Source organism: Sphingorhabdus sp., assembly GCF_044239665.1.
GTDB lineage: Bacteria > Pseudomonadota > Alphaproteobacteria > Sphingomonadales > Sphingomonadaceae > Sphingorhabdus_B.
Map to the genome: position 1 here is coordinate 1 of NZ_JBIIBA010000014.1, position 18,157 is coordinate 18,157.

The 18,157-nt window shown below is 50.4% G+C and carries 24 protein-coding genes and 1 pseudogene; 20 read left to right on the forward strand and 5 right to left on the reverse strand.

The genetic code is table 11. From position 1 onward, the window contains the following. The 10 genes and pseudogenes from ACILP3_RS05950 to ACILP3_RS05995 all read left to right on the forward strand — a co-directional run. Positions 1-147: helix-turn-helix domain-containing protein (locus tag ACILP3_RS05950; RefSeq protein WP_395615794.1), on the forward strand; the 147-nt coding region annotated here is incomplete at its 5' end. 647 nt (positions 148-794) lie between these two features. Next, a complete protein-coding gene (locus tag ACILP3_RS05955) occupies positions 795-1,100 on the forward strand; it encodes a DUF6626 family protein (protein WP_395615743.1) in 306 nt (101 codons plus the stop codon). A 71-nt stretch (positions 1,101-1,171) separates the two neighbouring features. Then, positions 1,172-1,795 (forward strand): hypothetical protein, encoded by a 624-nt coding sequence (locus ACILP3_RS05960; RefSeq protein ID WP_395615744.1) that lies wholly within the window; start codon positions 1,172-1,174, stop codon positions 1,793-1,795. Beyond that, the gene (locus ACILP3_RS05965; RefSeq protein ID WP_395615745.1) at positions 1,792-2,274 is read left to right on the forward strand and encodes a hypothetical protein; all 483 of its coding nucleotides are present in this window, start codon (positions 1,792-1,794) and stop codon (positions 2,272-2,274) included. The genes ACILP3_RS05960 and ACILP3_RS05965 overlap by 4 nt, the downstream gene beginning before the upstream one ends. 68 nt (positions 2,275-2,342) lie before the next feature. Beyond that, entirely contained in the window at positions 2,343-2,762 is a 420-nt protein-coding gene (locus tag ACILP3_RS05970) for a DUF6641 family protein (RefSeq protein WP_395615746.1), read from the forward strand. A gap of 391 nt (positions 2,763-3,153) precedes the next feature. After that, positions 3,154-4,395: a tyrosine recombinase XerC gene (gene xerC, locus ACILP3_RS05975; RefSeq protein ID WP_395615747.1), complete on the forward strand. Its 1,242-nt coding sequence runs from the start codon at positions 3,154-3,156 to the stop codon at positions 4,393-4,395. A 148-nt stretch (positions 4,396-4,543) separates the two neighbouring features. Beyond that, positions 4,544-4,933: a DUF4019 domain-containing protein gene (locus tag ACILP3_RS05980; protein WP_395615748.1), complete on the forward strand. Its 390-nt coding sequence runs from the start codon at positions 4,544-4,546 to the stop codon at positions 4,931-4,933. Between the two features lie 64 nt (positions 4,934-4,997). Next, on the forward strand, positions 4,998-5,426 hold the full coding sequence (locus tag ACILP3_RS05985; RefSeq protein WP_395615749.1) for a hypothetical protein: 429 nt from the start codon (positions 4,998-5,000) through the stop codon (positions 5,424-5,426). Next, a complete protein-coding gene (locus ACILP3_RS05990) occupies positions 5,423-5,767 on the forward strand; it encodes a hypothetical protein (RefSeq protein WP_395615750.1) in 345 nt (114 codons plus the stop codon). Before ACILP3_RS05985 ends, ACILP3_RS05990 begins: the two co-directional genes overlap by 4 nt. Before the next feature lie 7 nt (positions 5,768-5,774). Beyond that, positions 5,775-6,269 (forward strand): annotated as a pseudogene (locus ACILP3_RS05995) (GNAT family N-acetyltransferase). 17 nt (positions 6,270-6,286) lie between these two features. Here ACILP3_RS05995 and ACILP3_RS06000 read toward each other — a convergent pair. Both ACILP3_RS06000 and ACILP3_RS06005 read right to left on the reverse strand, forming a co-directional pair. Continuing rightward, on the reverse strand, positions 6,287-6,853 hold the full coding sequence (locus ACILP3_RS06000) for a tyrosine-type recombinase/integrase (protein WP_395615751.1): 567 nt from the start codon (positions 6,851-6,853) through the stop codon (positions 6,287-6,289). Between the two features lie 240 nt (positions 6,854-7,093). Continuing rightward, complete coding sequence (locus ACILP3_RS06005) at positions 7,094-7,696, reverse strand: hypothetical protein (protein WP_395615752.1); 603 nt, start codon at positions 7,694-7,696, stop codon at positions 7,094-7,096. Positions 7,697-7,770: 74 nt separating this feature from the next. Here ACILP3_RS06005 and ACILP3_RS06010 point away from each other — a divergent pair, with 74 nt between their 5' ends. From ACILP3_RS06010 to der, 9 genes are all read left to right on the forward strand, one after another. Next, positions 7,771-8,076: a DUF6626 family protein gene (locus tag ACILP3_RS06010; protein ID WP_395615753.1), complete on the forward strand. Its 306-nt coding sequence runs from the start codon at positions 7,771-7,773 to the stop codon at positions 8,074-8,076. Between the two features lie 197 nt (positions 8,077-8,273). Then, the gene (locus tag ACILP3_RS06015) at positions 8,274-8,693 is read left to right on the forward strand and encodes a DUF6641 family protein (protein WP_395615754.1); all 420 of its coding nucleotides are present in this window, start codon (positions 8,274-8,276) and stop codon (positions 8,691-8,693) included. Positions 8,694-8,913: 220 nt separating this feature from the next. After that, positions 8,914-9,123 carry a DUF2805 domain-containing protein gene (locus ACILP3_RS06020; protein WP_395615755.1) on the forward strand — a complete coding sequence of 70 codons (210 nt, stop codon included), beginning with the start codon at positions 8,914-8,916 and terminating at the stop codon, positions 9,121-9,123. A gap of 28 nt (positions 9,124-9,151) precedes the next feature. Beyond that, complete coding sequence (locus ACILP3_RS06025) at positions 9,152-9,505, forward strand: ArsC family reductase (protein WP_395615756.1); 354 nt, start codon at positions 9,152-9,154, stop codon at positions 9,503-9,505. A 25-nt stretch (positions 9,506-9,530) separates the two neighbouring features. Next, a complete protein-coding gene (locus ACILP3_RS06030) occupies positions 9,531-10,598 on the forward strand; it encodes a glycerophosphodiester phosphodiesterase (protein ID WP_395615757.1) in 1,068 nt (355 codons plus the stop codon). A 55-nt stretch (positions 10,599-10,653) separates the two neighbouring features. Then, positions 10,654-11,520 carry a 3-methyl-2-oxobutanoate hydroxymethyltransferase gene (gene panB / locus ACILP3_RS06035; RefSeq protein WP_395615758.1) on the forward strand — a complete coding sequence of 289 codons (867 nt, stop codon included), beginning with the start codon at positions 10,654-10,656 and terminating at the stop codon, positions 11,518-11,520. Between the two features lie 77 nt (positions 11,521-11,597). Beyond that, positions 11,598-12,362, forward strand: coding sequence for a tetratricopeptide repeat protein (locus ACILP3_RS06040; RefSeq protein ID WP_395615759.1), 765 nt, complete (start codon positions 11,598-11,600; stop codon positions 12,360-12,362). An 11-nt stretch (positions 12,363-12,373) separates the two neighbouring features. Next, complete coding sequence (locus ACILP3_RS06045; RefSeq protein ID WP_395615795.1) at positions 12,374-13,708, forward strand: PQQ-binding-like beta-propeller repeat protein; 1,335 nt, start codon at positions 12,374-12,376, stop codon at positions 13,706-13,708. A 23-nt stretch (positions 13,709-13,731) separates the two neighbouring features. Continuing rightward, entirely contained in the window at positions 13,732-15,135 is a 1,404-nt protein-coding gene (der, locus tag ACILP3_RS06050) for a ribosome biogenesis GTPase Der (protein WP_395615760.1), read from the forward strand. Positions 15,136-15,179: 44 nt separating this feature from the next. Here the strand turns inward: der and bfr are convergent, their stop codons facing one another. The 3 genes from bfr to ACILP3_RS06065 form a co-directional block, all read right to left on the reverse strand. Continuing rightward, positions 15,180-15,659 carry a bacterioferritin gene (bfr, locus tag ACILP3_RS06055; RefSeq protein WP_295493046.1) on the reverse strand — a complete coding sequence of 160 codons (480 nt, stop codon included), beginning with the start codon at positions 15,657-15,659 and terminating at the stop codon, positions 15,180-15,182. Positions 15,660-15,760: 101 nt separating this feature from the next. Further along, a complete protein-coding gene (locus tag ACILP3_RS06060) occupies positions 15,761-15,931 on the reverse strand; it encodes a bacterioferritin-associated ferredoxin (protein ID WP_295493048.1) in 171 nt (56 codons plus the stop codon). Between the two features lie 54 nt (positions 15,932-15,985). Continuing rightward, entirely contained in the window at positions 15,986-17,215 is a 1,230-nt protein-coding gene (locus ACILP3_RS06065) for a DUF418 domain-containing protein (protein ID WP_395615761.1), read from the reverse strand. Between the two features lie 127 nt (positions 17,216-17,342). On the opposite strand from ACILP3_RS06065, the gene ACILP3_RS06070 reads away from it, so the two are divergent. Next, positions 17,343-18,119 (forward strand): Coq4 family protein, encoded by a 777-nt coding sequence (locus ACILP3_RS06070; protein WP_395615762.1) that lies wholly within the window; start codon positions 17,343-17,345, stop codon positions 18,117-18,119. Positions 18,120-18,157 lie beyond the last annotated feature (38 nt).

Sequence of the window (18,157 nt, forward strand, 5' to 3'; positions counted from 1 at the left end):
GAGCGCGGTGTACGTTTTGGTCGCAAGCCAACGACAGAAGCGCAGATAGCAAAAATTCAATGGATGAAGCGAAATGGCTCATCAATCCGCGCTATCTGTAAAGAGGTGAAAGTCAGTCCGAATACGGTTTATGCGATGTTGCAATGAAACGGGATTCTGGATGGATATGTCTCAGACTATTTTCTGAGAATCATTCAGATTTAATCAGTCTCCTTGATTATGAGTTCTACGAACTCATGCGATTTCGGGTTTCTTCGTAACCCTCATCGCTTTGTTTTTTTATATTTGTTGGTTGGTACATTTCGTTAGATTGCTGCCACAGTGAGGCTTACGCTTCACTGTGGCTTTTGCACTTTTCGTTGAGTCGTTTAAGCCAATGATTGCACACAACCACGCAGTTCAAATGAACTGAATGGGAGATAGGGTTACGCTGTTACCTTTATGTGTGGTGAGTTGTTCGCAACGCAGCGTCTTGGGAACCAATCATTTACCCCTAAGACACATACAAGTTACCGCTTTCGCAGTCTCATCTTTCTTGATCCATCGCATAATATTTTTACAAGCCAGTTGCGACTTTGCTTGTTGTATTGCGTGTCTGTGGTCACGCTTACTGGGCTGCAAGTTCTGTTGGCGACAGCTAGGCTGGCAAACTCAATGCGACGATAATGCCCTATGATAGAACATAGAAACGTGAATAGGTTACAGACACGTTCTTTCTGCTCCACAGATAAATACTAGTCAGATTGCGCTTACATTCTGACGATATGAGTATTTATCACGGAGTAAGGAAAACTATGAAAAAAGACACGATTTTAGAAGTTTTTGGGTATCTTAAATCTAAGCAGATTGTTTCTGGCGAGAGCGAATTTTCTGAGCATTGGCTTGGTTGTTCAGAAGGCTACATGCGTAAATTACGACATAAGAAAACAGAACCAAGTTTGGGCACAATCGCAATATGTGCGAGTAGATTACAGAACGCTGCTGAGCAGTTGAGAACATTGCCGCGCTATCAGCCATTGGCAAAACAGCTTACATCAATGAGTATCAAATGTCGTTCGTTGGTTGATGCAGACAGCGTCGAGTTTGATCTGAGTAATTAAAACCAACTTGGAAAAAGGTTCCTTTTGCTGCACGGTTTGGATCTGTCACATCAAGACGGTTGGGTTTCTCATTGCACAAGTCAGACGAAGCACGGTTGGCAAAGCTTCACGATTTATTGGATCGATTGAGGCGTGGCGAAATCGTGCAAAATCGTCAGCTTCAGACTTGGCTTGGTGAGCAAGGTTATAAGGAATACGAGGATAGTTGGTCGAACACATTAGATCAGCGCAACTTGCTTAGTAGAAAATCTGGCGCAGTTATCGAGTATGAGGAGCTGCTGAAGAAGGCAATACTGCTCTACAATCGCGGTGAAACTGCAAGTCAGCGAGGAGTGCGATCAGCACGACAGCTACACGCAAAAGCACAAACGGCTTTCGAACGGGCACTGCTGTATCTTGAAGAGCAACTAAGCATCGATCCGTCGTTGCAAATCTGGCTCGACAGACAATGTGATTTCACTGCTAGTAACTACCCCAGTCTTGACCCATTTAGCGTTCCACGAGCTATTACTAGTCGCAGCTTAGACAATCAGAGCGGTCCAATTTCAGAAAAGATTGATAGCAAAAGACAGTGCAAAATTCGTGCGGTGGAAGCGGTGATTGAGCAAATTAAGTGTCCAGAAGAGCGTCTAACAAATGAAGACATAGCTGCGAAACTTCGAGCACTAACGGCAACGATGGGGAAAAGGGCGTGACTAAAGAACGGGAAAAACTAGGAAATGATCTTGCAATAGCTATCGCTCAATCGTCTGGGATTGGTGACAATCTCTTATGCATAGCTGAACATGTCGTCACTGAAATCGAGTATCGGCATGGTATCGATGACGATCTAGGAAACGTATATCACGACTTTAAGATAATTTCCGACGGTTTACTCATAAGAACGACAGATGGATACGACTACAAAGATGCTGATGCATTTATCCAAAACCGCATAAAAAGCAGAGACGTAAAGGCATCCGCTTGTCTAAAAAATGGAAGAGAACTCCAGATAGAATTTCTACTTACGTTTCTTTTCGGCGCCCATCTCGTCGATGAAGTCGAGATATATGTATGTATCAACAACAGAGACATTAGAGGGAATGATGTTACGTTAAGTGGGGAAATATACAGCGAGGATGTTTCTGAATCTGACCTGAAAGGCGCGTTATTGTGGCTAACGCTTCAGCGTTGATTGGCTAGATTTCGGTAGGAATATCAAAGCGAAGGATTCACATTGAGTTCTCGAAAAAGGAGAATGCAATGTCGCTAATATCATCGCTGAAGCTGATCGAGTTTCGACCAGAAACAGCACAAGGGCGCATCTTCGTGCGTCGTCGCAAACTGGCAGATAAGATCGATCAGCAGATCAAGCTTGCTACAGACCCAGCGTATGCACCAAGCAAGTTTGTTACTGTCACTGACGAAAGCGGCAATCAGCATCGTCGTGAAGTAGCAAAGCGCATCAAGCGATGGTGGGTCGTGAACGCTGACGATACAGTTCAACTAACAGTGCGTTATGGCAGCAAACCAATTGAGCTTGCGAAGGGCAAGAACGCTATTCAATGCGCTAATGCTTCAGAGGTCAGCACGGTTCTTTCAACGGTAAAGGAAGCTGTTTTGAACGGCGAACTTGATACTGTTTTGAACAGCGTCACTGGCGTTAGTTCGAAAGCGAAATAATCACGAGAAAGGCACTGGAAAGAGACGATTTGCGTAAGTATGATGTTTACACATTGTGCATCTACGACACGAGATTTCAATTACATACCTAAGTGATTGATTTAATGGAATAAATCTTAAATCGCATTAGTTACACAAAAATAAAAATTGGAGCTAACTAATTGATTTATATATGTTTTATAGCAGTGAATCGTTGAGTGGGAGTAGAATGCGTTACTAAGTAACTGATATTGTTTGTTTATTTAGTTACACAAAACATTCACGACGCACAAAAAATCGTTTGTTTCCAGTTCCAGCAAGCTTATTGTTGCACAGCTACTTACACATTCTTGTCACTACTCTAAATCGTAGGCGACATTGCTGTTTGGGTGCGCTTGAGGGGAAATAGACAATGTCACATCGAGTTAAGGCTGATGACGGTCGTATCTGGCTGTTTGATAAGGTGCTTATTGAGCAGCGAGGTGTTTACTGGCACTTCAGAATGTGGCTTGATGGTGAGAACAAATATGTTCGTGAGAGCTTAAAAACTCGCGATTTAGAGACAGCAAAAAAACGAGCAGAAGATCGTTACATCGAGCTTCGTTCAGATCAGAAGTCTGGCAAACGCTACTTCTCGATTACAGCAGAAGAAGGGGTGAATCTCTATCTCGCTGACAAACAAAAGCTGGTCGAACTCAAGACAATCACAAAGGGGCGTCACGGCACAATATCGACGCATCTTGGTCACTGGCTGGACTATATCAAGCGTGACACAAAGCTGAAGGAACTGGAGCGAAACGCTGCTGAAGGCTACTTCGCTTATCGTATCAAAAACGCAAAGCACGGCATCGCACATACAACGCTTGCAAACGAGCAAGGCACTATCAACGCAATGATGGCGTATCTTTTTCGTGCAAAACAGAGTGTCGTCGAAGCGTTCGATTTCCCCAAGCTTAGTAAGTATGAAATCGACAACGAAGCAATTCGACGAGCTACGCTTACTAACGACGAGTATAATGCATTGACCAAAGCAATGCGTTCATATGTCGCTCGTAAGGCAAACAAGCTCGACGATGATGAACATATGATGCGTGAGTTGGCGAGGCACTATGTTTTGATTGCAGCAAATGCGGGGCTGAGAACGGGTGAGCAGCAGCAACTTCGCTGGTGTGATGTGAAGATGAAAAAGCACGAGCTTGGCGCAGCGATGCAGACGAAGCTGCTTGCCGAAATCTATGTGCGCAAAGAGACGAGTAAGGTTCGTAAGGATCGTAAATTATACTGTCGTGGGGGTACTTACTTCGAACGCTGGAAAGAGCTTTCCAGGCATACGAGCAGCACTGATTTGATATTCAGTCTCGACGGCAAAACACGCATTTCGAATCGTGCAATTCTCTATCATTTCCATCGTATGGTGAAGCTTGCAGGCATTGTAGATCACGAAGCACGAGGTATCGTTCCATACAGCTTACGGCACTTTATGATCACGCAAAGGGTGCTGAGTGGTTTATCGTTTCAGCAAGTCGCAGAGATGTGTGGCACGAGCGACACTGAGATCAGAAAGACATACTATCACTTGATAGATGATCGTCGTTTGGCGAACGCTGTGGCTGACTTTAGGCGTGACAAAGATGGTCGAATAATTCCCATCTAACTTAAAACATTTAAGTTAGCTCCGCTCGAAGCTACGAAAGCGTTTCTGGATCAGGTACTTTTGGAGTGGCGGGGCATCTTCAGCAATGATAGCTCCACGCAAATCATCACATTAACAGCAGCGCATCATTCGTAAGTTAGGAAGTCTAATGTTCAAAGAAGCTACTTTAATTCTTGCTGCCATTAGTGCGCCTGCGCCTGTCTCGCCTGAGCTGACGGTCGCTGATGGTTGGCTTTCGTTGCTTGATGCTAACAGCTGGTCTGCAAGCTGGAATGATACTGGAAAACTGTTTCGTTCGCAGCTGACGCAGGAGCAGTGGGTAAAAACAGTTCAATCAGTTAGGGAGCCTTTAGGCACAGTTGTGTCGCGGGTCGTGAACGGTTCGAGTAAATCGAAATCACTGCCTGGTGCGCCTGATGGAGAGTATGAGATTTTACAGTATCGTACAGTTTTTTCGAAAAAGGCTGACACGATTGAAACAGTCATTCTTGCTCGTGAAGACGACAAATGGAAGATAGTCGGTTACTTCATCCGTTAGATTAGCAATCGAGTAAGCCTGCAGCTCCCGAGTGATAAATACACTTGAAAGCAGGGTGTATGGGATGAACGCACGAGAAGAATTGAAACGCTGGATTGCTATGGTGATCGAGCTATCATCAGAAGAAGAAAGCAAGACGATCAAGCAGGACATTGACCTGTTTCTGTCAGTCGCAGGGGAGTTGTCAGGGAAATTGGCTGATAGAAACACTGCGCTTGCGAAACAGTGTCGCTCAAGCAGCAAATCAAAGCCACCGAAGCCTGCTCCTCAGAAAGCCCAGAAGCAACCTAAGCCAGAGCCAAGCACTGCTGATACCCCACAATCCCAAAACGATTCAGAGGACCGTTCACAGGAGCGATCAGGACAATCGTCGCAGAAACAACAAGCACCGACATCTCCCACTCATCAGCAACGAGCATTGCGTGGGTATGTCTATGGGGCACAAAATGATGAGGTTGCATTTCGCAAAGCTGCGCAGGCTATAACACGATGAACGACAGGCTTATCCAAAGCCAGAAGCGGCTGCACGACAGTCTGTTTGAACTTTACATTGATGGTGGGTTGGAACTGTTTCAGGCTGGCACTCGTGGCTTAAAGCGTGAGTTAATTATAAGGCTTGAGACAAGCGCACTCACACCAGAGAAGGGTGAAATAATTCACTACTATGCAATCAATCGTTGGGATGAAAACGATGAGTTTGACGAGTGGGCAAAGCCGTCAATGGCTCTGTCAGCGGAAGCTGAGCGCATTTTAGGAGTGACGAATGAGCAGCTTGCTCATTGTCGTGCAAGTGATTATGCACTCGACGATTTTTTCCGTTTCCTGCAGTTCTGAGAAGATTGTGATCGTCACTGAGCGCCTCAAGTTACGCCTGCCAAAACTCTCCGATTTGGAAGACATTCACGAAATATTCTGTGACGATGAGGTAATGACTTACTGGTCAAATGGAGCTCATCAAAGCATATCTGAAACAAGAACTTGGCTTACGCCACTTCTTGATTACAATCCTGAAAGCCAATTTGACTTTTTCATTGATTTTCAAGGAAAAATAGTTGGTAAACTTGGTTTCTGAAAATTACCAGAAGTCGGTTTTATTCTTAATAGATCTTATTGGGGAATAGGTATTGCTTCAGAGGCAATGAGAGGACTAATAAGTTATGTCAGAGAATATAATATTTCTGATCATTTATTTGCTGATGTAGACCCACGCAATTTAAGATCCATCAATCTATTGAACAAGTTTGGTTTTGAAAATATTGGTTTTGAAAGACAGACATTTGAAACTCATATAGGCTGGTGCGATAGCATTTATTACAAGTTAGAGTTAAAAGACTGAATTGTTATTTGTGTTGTTCAAATCACATTAACAGCATTTGCCAATTGCTCATCACTGACCCAGCAATATCCAGCAGTAGTAGCAATGTTAGCGTGACCCATAGCTTGCTGAATTGTCGCCATCCCAATGCCAGCAGCGTTTAAGCGTGTAGCAAATGTCCTTCTGCCTGAATGACTGCTCGTTTTGATACCAGCGGCTGCGTAGATTGCTTTGAAGCGCAAGCTGAGACTGATGTTGCTAAAATGGTTGCCAGTCCGTGTTGAGCGAATGAATGCTTTGCTCTCATCAAGCTGGCTAATCTGAGCGAGATATTGATTTAGGATTTTGCGAAGTTCGTCTGAGATGAAAACCCTGCGTGAGCGATTGCCTTTCGTTTGATGTTTGCTGAGATTGATGACTTCTACTGCTCGTCTATCAATCCCGCGAACATCAGAAATCTTCAAAGCCGCAATCTCTCCAATGCGCATCCCAGCTAAGATACTAAGCGACAAAGCCGTTCTATCTCTGAGACCGTTATTCCCTGTGTCAGCGATACGCATCACTCGTTTGATTTCGTCTTTAGTCAGAACCTTTGCTTTTGCCATTTTGCTTGTCTCACATAAACTTTTCCGATGAGAGATTCTTAAATTAATCAGACATTTGATCCTACCGATTTCCTCCATCAGTCGTTTTGTTGTTTCCCAATGACCTATGTCGTTTTCACAAACTTTTGATTCTTTGTTAATGTCTTTGCATTTTGGGTATTATGAAGACTTGCGCTGAAATCACTCAGCACATTGCCTTGTCCATAAGACGCACGACTTCACCGCAGCATAGCTGTCCTGTTAGTTCGAGTTGCGCCTAATGTATCGCTGCTCAGCCCTTGCAAGATGCTGATCGAATGCGATCGAGGCATCGTTAATGTGCTGGAAGCGATCTGCTGCTGATCGTAGGTCGATCAACGCAGTGTCACGCATCTTGGGTTGATACTGATCGAGATGCGTCAGCTTCGCATTGAAGCCGTTCATCTCACCATCGTGATCTTCGTGAAGCAGATACCAGGAAGCTCGTTGCTTGCTGAAAACGGGCAGTATCTCGTTCTGCTCAGCTACCGCTGCGCCCGCACCCTCCATACCAGCCCAGAGCGCATTAAGCAGAACGCAGAACTCTCCCGTGTCACCCAGAGATCGAGCAAGGAAGTGCGAATGTATGTTGTCCCCGTTCCTGCCGCTGTGCGTGTAAACAAAACGCTGAACTCGATTCTGCCTACCCTTTGACTGCCCGTAACAGATACGATCCAACTTGCTCCAGAAGTGCGACCATTGTCGCTGTGCTTCTTCAATCCCAATTTTGTGTCCAACAGCGAAGTTCAGTGTCCCATAAACATTCCAATCATACGACGAAGCCCACTTCGCCCAGTTCAGTCTCACTAACGATTTTGCGACCATTCTCATTTCCCAGATAAATACAGTGAGCAAGTCACTTGCTACTGATGTGTATTTATCACTGGGAGATCGAAACGATGAGAAAAGATATTATTTATGAAGTGCTTGGGTTTCTAAAAGACAAAGGAATTGCTGCGACTGAAAGCGAGTTCAGCGAACATTGGTTAGGTTGTTCGGAAGGGTATTTGCGTAAGCTGCGTCATCAAAAAACAGAACCAAGTCTGGGCACGATAGCAATTTGTGCCAGTCGATTAATGTGCGCCGCTGAGCAGTTGAAAACATTGCCGCGTTATCAGCCATTAGCAAAACAGCTTACATCTATGAGTATCAGATGTCGTTCGTTGGTTGATGCTGACAGTGTTGAGTTCGATCTGGCTGGGTGAGTTTTCTGTTTTAGGAAAGCGGAACAGAAAGCTGAAATGACAAATGGTGCGCTGTCGGTTTTCCCGACAACGCATTGATTGTCGGGAAAACCGACAGCTTACTTTAAACTTTAAAGCTTGAGTTTTTGCGAGGCTACATTTCGGTAGGAATATCAAAATGAAGGATTCACATTGAGTTCTCGAAAAAGGAGAATGCAATGTCGCTAATATCATCGCTGAAGCTGATCGAGTTTCGACCAGAAACAGCACAAGGGCGCATCTTCGTGCGTCGTCGTAAACTGGCAGATAAGATCGATCAGCAGATCAAGCTTGCTACAGACCCAGCGTATGCACCAAGCAAGTTTGTTACTGTCACTGACGAAAGCGGCAATCAGCATCGTCGTGAGGTAGCGAAACGCATCAAGCGTTGGTGGGTCGTGAACGCTGACGATACAGTGCAACTAACAGTGCGTTATGGCAGCAAACCAATCGAGCTTGCGAAGGGCAAGAACGCTATTCAATGCACTAATGCGTCAGAGGTCAGCACGGTTCTTTCAACGGTCAAGGAAGCTGTTTTGAACGGCGAACTTGATACTGCTTTGAGCAGTGTCACTGGCGTTGGTTCGAAAGCGAAATAATCACGAGAAAGGCACTGGAAAGAGACGGTTTGCGCAAGTATGATGTTTACACATTGTGCATCTACGACACGAGATTTCAATTACATACATAAGTAATTGATTTATTGGAATAAATCTTAAATCGCATTAGTTACACAAAACTAAAAATTGGAGTTAACTAATTGATTTATATATATTTCATAGCAGTGAATCGTTGAGTGGGAGTAGGCGTTCACCCGCAATGACCGCCGCGCTATCGCCTGCGCAGATTAGCGAGATCGTCGAAATGGCGCTGTCGGATCATATCAGCTTCACGCAGATTTCGGCGCAGCACGGGGTCACGCCTGACGAGATTAAAGTCATCATGCGCACCCAGTTAAAGCCCGGAAGCTATCGCGCATGGCGCAAGCGTGTGCGCGATTTCGGCGACCGGCGGGCGCATTATAAATGATATTCATGGCAGATAACGGACCCAGCATATGACCCTAACTCTCTACGGCATTCCCAATTGCGACACCGTCAAAAAAGCGCGGAAATATTTGGATGCGCGCGGCGTCAGCTTTGCCTTTCATGATTATAAAAAGGCAGGGGTGACGCAAGAACATCTGGCGCGCTGGGCCAGCCAAGTCGGCTGGGAAAAGCTGCTGAACAAGGCGGGCACGACGTTTAAGAAGCTGCCCGATGCGGATAAGGCCGACATAGATGCGACCAAGGCGATTGCGTTGATGGTTGCCAACCCGTCCATGATCAAACGGCCAGTGGTTGAAGGCGGCAAGGCTTTGCTCGTCGGGTTTAAGGAATCCGAATGGGATGCGCTTTTGTCGCAGAATTGAAATGTCGCGCAGGCATGACAGCAGGATGAAATTCTTACATATCCTCTTGATCGCCACCCTGTCATTGTCGCCCTTCTCCATTTCGGAAAGCCACGCCATGGAACAACCGCTTGAAGGCAAAGTCATCGTCATCGCCCATCGCGGCGCATCGGGCGAGCGGCCCGAGCATACGTTGGCAAGCTACCGCCTCGCGATTGAACAAGGCGCCGATTATATTGAGCCGGACTTGGTGCTCACCAAGGATGGCGTTCTGGTCGCGCGGCATGAGAATGAGATTTCGGAAACCACTAACGTCGCGGACAAGGCCGAATTTGCCGACCGCAAGATGACCAAGGTCATCGATGGCCAGAAAATGACAGGCTGGTTTACCGAAGACTTCGCCCTCGCCGAATTGAAGACCCTGCGCGCGAAAGAACGCCTACCGCAATTGCGCAAGGCAAATATGGCCTATGACGGGCAGTTTGAGATACCGACCTTTGACGAGATCCTCGCTTTGGCCAAAGAGGCAAGCAAGACGACGGGTCGGACGATAGGCGTCTATCCCGAAACCAAGCACCCAAGCTATTTCACCGCGATTGGTCTGCCGCATGAAGCGCCGTTGCTGGCCGCGCTGACCAAATATGGTCATGTCGACAAAAGCGCGCCGGTGTTCATCCAATCGTTCGAGGTCGAAAATCTGAAAGCCTTGCGGTCCAAAACGAAATTGCGCCTGATCCAGTTGATGGCGGACACAGGCAGCCCGCCCGACCGCAGCGATTTGACCTATGCCGCAATGGCAACGGCAGAGGGCCTAAAGGCCGTGGCGAGCTATGCCGATGGCATTGGCCCCAATAAGGCACTCATCATCCCGCGTACTTTGCTGGGCAATCTGGGCGATCCGACGACCCTTGTCGCGGACGCACATAAACTGGGTCTTGCGGTTCACCCGTGGACGTTTCGCCGCGAAAATTACTTCCTGCCCCTCGCGCAAAAATCCGGCGTTGATCCGCGTGGGACAGGTGACTTGAACGCAGAGATAAAAGCCTTCTTGGCTACCGGCGTCGACGGCATTTTCAGCGACAATGTGACCGAAGCGGTGGCGGCGCGCCAATAAGACGAAGACTCTATTTGCTTTTGCCCGCGGCGATTAGCGGCTAAGCCCCTGCGCTATGTCTACACATTCAAAAACGCTCACTTTCGATACATCCACCAGTCGCGCGAACCCGACGCCTTCGCCGATGAAGCGGCTGACCGTGCCGCGCATTCGGCAGCAAAAGGGTAAGGAACCGCTGGTGATGCTGACGGCCTATACCGTCCGCATGGCGCAGTTGATGGACCCGCATTGCGACATGCTGCTCGTCGGTGATTCGCTGGGGCAAGTGATTTACGGCCTGCCGCACACCGTGGCGGTGACGATGGAAATGATGGCGGCGCATGGCGCGGCGGTGGTGCGCGGCAGCTATCACGCCGCCGTCATCGTCGATATGCCCTTTGGCTCCTATGAAGCATCGCCCGAACAAGCATTTGTCAACGCATCGCGACTGTTGAAAGAGACCGGCGCGGCGGCGGTGAAGCTGGAAGGCGGCAAGGTGCTCGCGCCCACGGTGGAGTTCCTGACCTCACGCGGCATTCCGGTGATGGCGCATGTCGGATTAACGCCGCAGGCGGTGAACATTCTGGGCGGCTATGGCGTGCGCGGCAAAAGCCCAGAAGAAGCCAAGTCGATCGTCGATGATGCGATGTCCATGTCCGACGCCGGGGCATTTGCCATGGTGATTGAAGGCGTACTTGAACATATCGCCATTGAAATTACGCAAAAAGTTGCCTGCCCAACCATTGGCATTGGCGCGTCGGCGCAATGCGACGGGCAAGTGTTGGTTGCCGAAGACATGCTGGGCTTGTTCGACCGCGTTCCCAAATTCGTCAAGAAATTCGGTGATATGGGTGTCGGCGTTGAGGACGCTGTGCGCGCTTATGCCGCTGGCGTGCGTGACCGCAGCTTCCCCGGACCCGACCAGCTATATCAGCCTGTATAAAGCAGGCTGGCCTATCGGGCCAAGTCGGGCTAAGGACCGTGTTGACCAATTTTGACTAAACAAATTCGGAGGCCCTTTTGGCTTTGACACCGACTGAAAAGCCCGCGGATAAAGACCGGAGCGGTAGCGACGAGGCATTTTTGCGTGAGGTCGATGATGCCGTCCGCGCGAGTGACCTGAGCAGTTTTTGGACGCGTTATGGCCGCTGGCTTTTGGCGGCTGTGGTGGCCGGACTTTTGGCCTTTGCTGGCTGGATCATCTATCACAATCAAATGCAGGCCGCAGCAGATTTGCAAAGCGAAGAATTTGTCGACGCAATGGACAAGTTGCGCGCTGGGCAAGAAAAAGAGGCGCGCGCCAAATTGGCAGTGCTCGCCAAGGCCGATCAACCCGGATATCGCGCCATGGCGCAATTGGTGGAGGCAAATCTGCTCGGTGAAGATGGTGAGACCAAGAAGGCGATTGCTATCTATGCCAAGGTTGCAGGCGACGACAGCCTGCCACAGACATTCCGCGATCTGGCCCTGATCCGCCAAGTGAGCGCCGAGTTTGACGCCATCGCGCCGCAGCAAGTGATTGACCGATTGAAACCACTGGCGACCGCTGGCCACCCTTATTTCGGCAGCGCGGGCGAATTAACCGCCTTAGCCTATATGAAAATGGGTAAGGACAATTTGGCTGGCCCTATTTTTGCGCAGATCGCGAAACAAGAGGACGCGCCGCAGACCTTGCGCAGCCGTGCCCAGCAAATGGCAGGTGCGCTTGGTATCGATACCGTTCAGCTTGACGTAACCCGCAATGCGGCAGCGAAGGCTGGCGATAGCGCCGCCAAAGGAGAGTGACTTTGAAGACCATATCCAAATTGCTTCTGGCACTCGCCGTGACAACGTCGCTTGGTGGCTGCGCCGTCATTGACGGGGTGCGCGGTGATTCCGGTAAGAAGAATAACACGCCGACCGTCGGCGCACGCGTCAGCATTTTGGGCACAGAGCGTGATACCGAGGTCGATGCGTCCTTGGCCGATGTCGCCGTCACCCTGCCGCCAGCATTGGCGAATGAAGCATGGGCACAGCCCGGCGGCAATGCCGCGAAATCGCCCGGTCATGCGGCGCTTGGTCAAAATCTGAAACGCATTTGGACCGCAGATGTGACCGGTGCCAACCCACGTGCACGCTTGGCCGCGAGCCCAGTGATGAGCGATGGCCGCGTCTATGTCGTCGACACCACCGCGCGCGTTACGGCATTTGATGCGAACACCGGCGCACAAATCTGGACAAACGCGCTTGAGGTTGACAGCGACGGCAAGCCTTCGCGTTATGGCGGCGGCGTCAGCGCAACCAGCAGCAATGTTTTTGCGACCAATGGCGTCGGCGATGTCGCCGCGCTTGTGGCGGAAACTGGCGCGCTTGTGTGGAAAAAGCGTCCAGCCGGACCCTTGCGTGGTGCGCCGACATTGTCCAACGGTAACCTATATGTGATGACGCAGGACAACCAGATTTACGCGCTGCGCCAAAGCGATGGTGAGCCCCAATGGAAAGAGGCCGGGCCAGTTGCGGCATCGGGCATATTTGGCGTTGGCGCCCCTGCTGCGGCACAAGGCACCGTCATCGCTGGCTATTCCAGTGGTGAGCTTGCCGCCTATCGGTATGAAAATGGCCGCAGCCTGTGGAACGACACCTTGTCGCGTACCGCAATGTCGACATCGGTTTCGACGCTGACCGATATTGATGCCGACCCTGTCATCGACCGTGGCCGCGTCTTCGCTTTGGGTAAAGGCGGACGCATGGCGTCCTATGAACTGGTCACTGGCCAGCGCATTTGGGAAATCAACATTGCGGGTATTTCGACACCCGTGACGGCAGGTGAATGGGTGTTCGTCATGACCGACGAAGCCCGTTTATTGAGCGTTGCCCGTTCCAGCGGGAAAATCCGTTGGATTTCGAAGCTGCAGCGTTACGACAATGCAAAGAAGAAAAAGGGCCCGATTAGCTGGTATGGCCCTATTCTTGCCGGCGGTCGCTTGATCATTGCCAATTCGCGCGGTTCCATCTGGGCGGTTGCGCCAGAAGATGGCACAGCCACTGAAGTTGCCGACGTAAAATCTGATGTGTCGCTTGCGCCGATTGTCGCGAACAACATCTTATATATTCTGGATGATTCCGGCCGCATTTCCGCGTTCCGCGGCTAGGCCATAAAAGGAGAAGTAGCGGCATGTTGCCGACGGTAGCCATTATCGGTCGGCCCAATGTCGGCAAGTCCACTTTGTTCAACCGGCTGGTTGGCAAGAAACTCGCGCTTGTCGACGACACGCCGGGCGTCACCCGTGACCGGCGTGAAGGCGAAGGCCGCTTGTTCGACTTGGAATTCACCATTGTCGACACGGCGGGTTATGAGGATGAAGATCCCGACACCCTGCCCGGCAGAATGCGGATGCAAACAGAAGCCGCGATTGCCGGCGCACAAGTCGCCCTGTTCCTGATCGATGGCCGCGTGGGCGTGACCCCGCTTGACGAAGAAATCGCCCGCTGGCTGCGCAGCAGTGCAACGCCGGTCGTACTCGCGGTCAATAAGGCCGAGGGCAAGCAAGGCGATAATGGCATCTTAGAAAGCTACGCACTTGGCTTTGGCGACCCCATCGCCATTAGCGGCGAGCATGGCGAAGGCATGGCCGACCTGTTTCAATCCTTGCTGCCACATATTGACGGGGGTGCATTTGAAGTCCCTGATCCCGAGGCACCCGACGCGATATTGAAGCTGGCGATTGTCGGGCGGCCCAATGCCGGTAAGTCGACGTTGATCAACAAATTATTAGGCGAGAACCGCCTGATTACGGGCCCCGAAGCCGGAATTACCCGCGACAGTATTTCGGTCGACTGGATCTGGACAGACCCAAATCCCAAAGAAGGCGAGCCTGATGAAGAAGGCAATATTCCGCCATTGCTGACCGAACGCCGCGTGCGCTTGATTGACACCGCTGGCATGCGCAAGCGCGCCAAGGTGCAGGATAAGCTGGAAAAGCTATCTGTGGCCGATGCGCGCCATGCTATCGATTTTGCCGAAGTGGTTGTGTTGTTGCTGGATGCGACCAAGGGCTTGGAGGTGCAGGATCTGAAAATTGCAGACCATGTGATTCAAGAGGGCCGCGCGCTGATCATCGCGATCAACAAATGGGATGTGGCGGTTGATGGCAGCGGCCTGTTCAAGGGCATTCGCGCTGCGCTCGAAGAAGGCCTGTCGCAGTTAAAGGGCGTTCCGATGATCGCGGTGTCGGCATTGACCGGCAAGGGGCTAGACCAAATGATTTCCGCTGCGTTCGATGCGCGCGAAGCGTGGAACAAGCGCGTGCCAACGGGCATTCTCAACCGCTGGTTTGAAGCCGCGATTTCGGCAAACCCGCCACCTGCCCCTGGGGGCAAGCGAATAAAGCTGCGGTACATGACCCAAGCGCGGAACCGTCCGCCGACCTTTGTCATCTTTGGCAACCGAACAGACGAGTTGCCCGCCAGCTATGCGCGCTATTTGCTCAACGGTATCCGCCGCGATCTGGATTTTGGAGCCGTGCCTGTGCGTATTAACTTCCGTTCGTCGAAGAACCCGTTCGCCGACAATAGTTAGGGATTGCGGCTAAGGATGGCGGCTAAGGATTGCCCAGCGCAATATCAGTCCTCAATGGGTTTTGACTGCAGCTGGATGTAATTTTCTATCCCCATGCGCGCAATCAAGTCGAACTGTTTTTCCAGCATATCGACATGCTCTTCTTCGCTTTCCAATATGGATGCGAATAGGTCGCGGCTGACATAATCGCGGACGCTTTCGCTATGCGCAATTGCATCCTTCAGCAGCGGCAGCGCTTCATATTCGAGCTCAAGATCGGCTTTCAGGATTTCCTCAACTGTCTCGCCAATACGCAGACGACCAAGCAATTGGAAATTGGGTAGGCCATCCAGAAACAAGATACGCTCCGACAATTTGTCGGCATGCTTCATCTCGTCAATCGATTCATGCCGTTCAAAATGTGCCAAGCGCGACACGCCCCAATTGTCCAGCATGCGATAATGCAGCCAATATTGATTGACCGCAGTCAGTTCATTTTTGAGCGCCTCGTTCAAAAATTCGATGACTTTTGCATCACCCTTCATCGCCATGTCCTTTAGGTTAGTTGCGCATATACTAGCGCGTTAATGCATGACCGTGAAGGCGAAAAAATGGCGGAAAAGCTGATTTTTTCAACCCGCTATTGCTAAGCGGTTGCAGGTCCGGTGCTGATAATGTTTCGCGCGAACGACAGGCATTGGCCGCATTTTGGCTTACGCCCAAGGCGCGCATATACGTCATTCGGACGTTCCGAGGCACAACGCACCGCAGCGCGCAGGTCTTTTTCCTTGATAGCATTACAGATGCAAACGACCATGGATCAACTCCTATGGAATCGCCTTACCGTTAATGCGAACTGATTGCAATAGCATTAACGACGCATGGCCTGTACTTTTCCGCGCGCTAAGCTTCGCCACAGCCATTCCAACGGACCATATTGGAATGTCATCAGCCATGGCTTTGACCACAGCAGCATCACTGCCCACGCGCCCAGCACAAACAGCCATAATCCGGCGCGGCCAACATCGCCGTACAAGCCAAAGCCATAACCATAAAAAATGCTGGTCATAACAATGCTTGTGCCCAGATAGTTGCTGAACGCGGTGCGGCCCGCTGCGGCGACCCGCGTGAGCATCGGATGGTTGCGGTAATGACCGATGAGCAGAATCAAGAGCGCGGCATAGCCAATCGTCAGCATCAGACGCGGAATGCCGCCCCAGACGTACAGAACCGCAAGCGCGGTGATCCGGTCGAAATCAACGGCGACTATCCAAAGCGCCAGAGACAGGGTCAGCAGCAACCCAATCGGCACCAGCCGCAAGGCCCAACGCTTGTAAACGGCCAGTTCCCATTCCCCCGTTACGAAACCGCTTTTTTGCATCGCCATGCCGATCATCATCAGCGGCAATGTTTCGCCAATGGATTGCGGCACTAAGGTGAATGGCGTGCTCCACTCGCCAAACTTATCCCATGTAATCGCGGCATAGCTGCCCCTGTGTAGCGCGAGGTCAGGCGCAATGTTAAAAGCAAGGTCGCCACTCGCCATCAGCTCGCGAAACTGGCGGGCCGTGTCGGCGCTGGCGTCGGGCTGGGTTGCGACATATTGAAAGACCTGAAGCCCGCCAAATTGTAAGCCCCAGAACACCAGCCCAACCGCAAAAATGATTAAAGCGACCTTGATCAGCTTTACGGGCGCCCAATCGCGGAAACGAAAGGCGATCATGCCAATAATCGCATATAAAAACAGGATATCCCCGAACCAGATGAAGAAATAATGCGCAAGGCCGAATAGAGCGAGCCACGCCATGCGGCGATAATGCACTTGCGCGGCGCTCTGGACCTTTGCCTCGGCGCGGGCGATGATGAGCATCATGCTCGCGCCGAACAAAAGCGAGAATAGCCCGCGCATTTTGCCGTCAATGAAGATGAAGGAAAATGCCCATGCAATTTGGTCTGCCAACGTGTCGGTGCCATAAGCTGCAGGCGTAACATAAGCCCATTCTGGCATCGCAAAGCCGATGATGTTCATCGCCAAAATGCCCATCACCGCAAAGCCACGCATCGCGTCCAAGCTGATATGCCGTTGTTCCGTACCCTGCATGCCTTACCCCCTGTGTTACGACATTAATACAGCGATCCTGCATAAGCGTCCAGTGCGTTTAACTTTTCTTATTGACACTGATGTAGGTAGTTTTTACCTATATCCCATCATTTTTGGTGGATTCGTTATGACTGAACTGCACTTTTCGCACCCTGACCGCCCCTTTGCAAAAATGCAGCCGTTGAAGGCGTGGCGTCATTTTCGTAAGCTGATTGCCAACAAAGAAGACACAGAGCAGGTCTTTCACATCATTGCAGCCTTAAGCGGTAGCAAATTTAGAAAGATGGCGCGGAAATTTTGGGAAACACCCAAGGGCAGAGCGTTGCTCGAAAGCAATGAGCGCCTGATTGACATGCTCGATGATCATGACAGCATCAAGAAGCTTCCAGAAGGTACGGTTGGCCGTGCTTATGTGGATTTCATGGAGCGCGAAGGCCTTAGCGCTGCGGGTCTTGAGGCGGAATATGCCCAGTTCCAAACATCCTATCCCATGTTCGGCGATGTGGTTGAACGCTATGGTGACCGCTTGCGCGACACCCATGACATGCTGCACATCCTCACCGGCTATGGCCGCGATGCGCTGGGCGAACAATGCGTGCTTGGCTTTACCTATGCGCAAAATCACAATCTGGGCGTCGGCTTCATTGCCTATGCCGGCGGATTGGAACTGAAATATCGCGTGGCGAAAGCAGCGCCGATTATGAAGGCTGTCCACGAAGGCTATCGTATCGGCAAAGCGGCGAAGAACATCGTTCAGGAAGATATCGCAGCCTTGTTGCGCGAGCCTTTAGTCGATGCCCGTAAGCGCTTGGGGATTGCCGAACCAGTGACCTACAAAGCGGCCCATGCCGCGATGCGGTCGGAAGGTATTGACCCGTATAATTTGCTGGCTGCGACGGCTTAAACCTGAGACGCGCATTCCCGTTCGTCTCGATTGGAGAG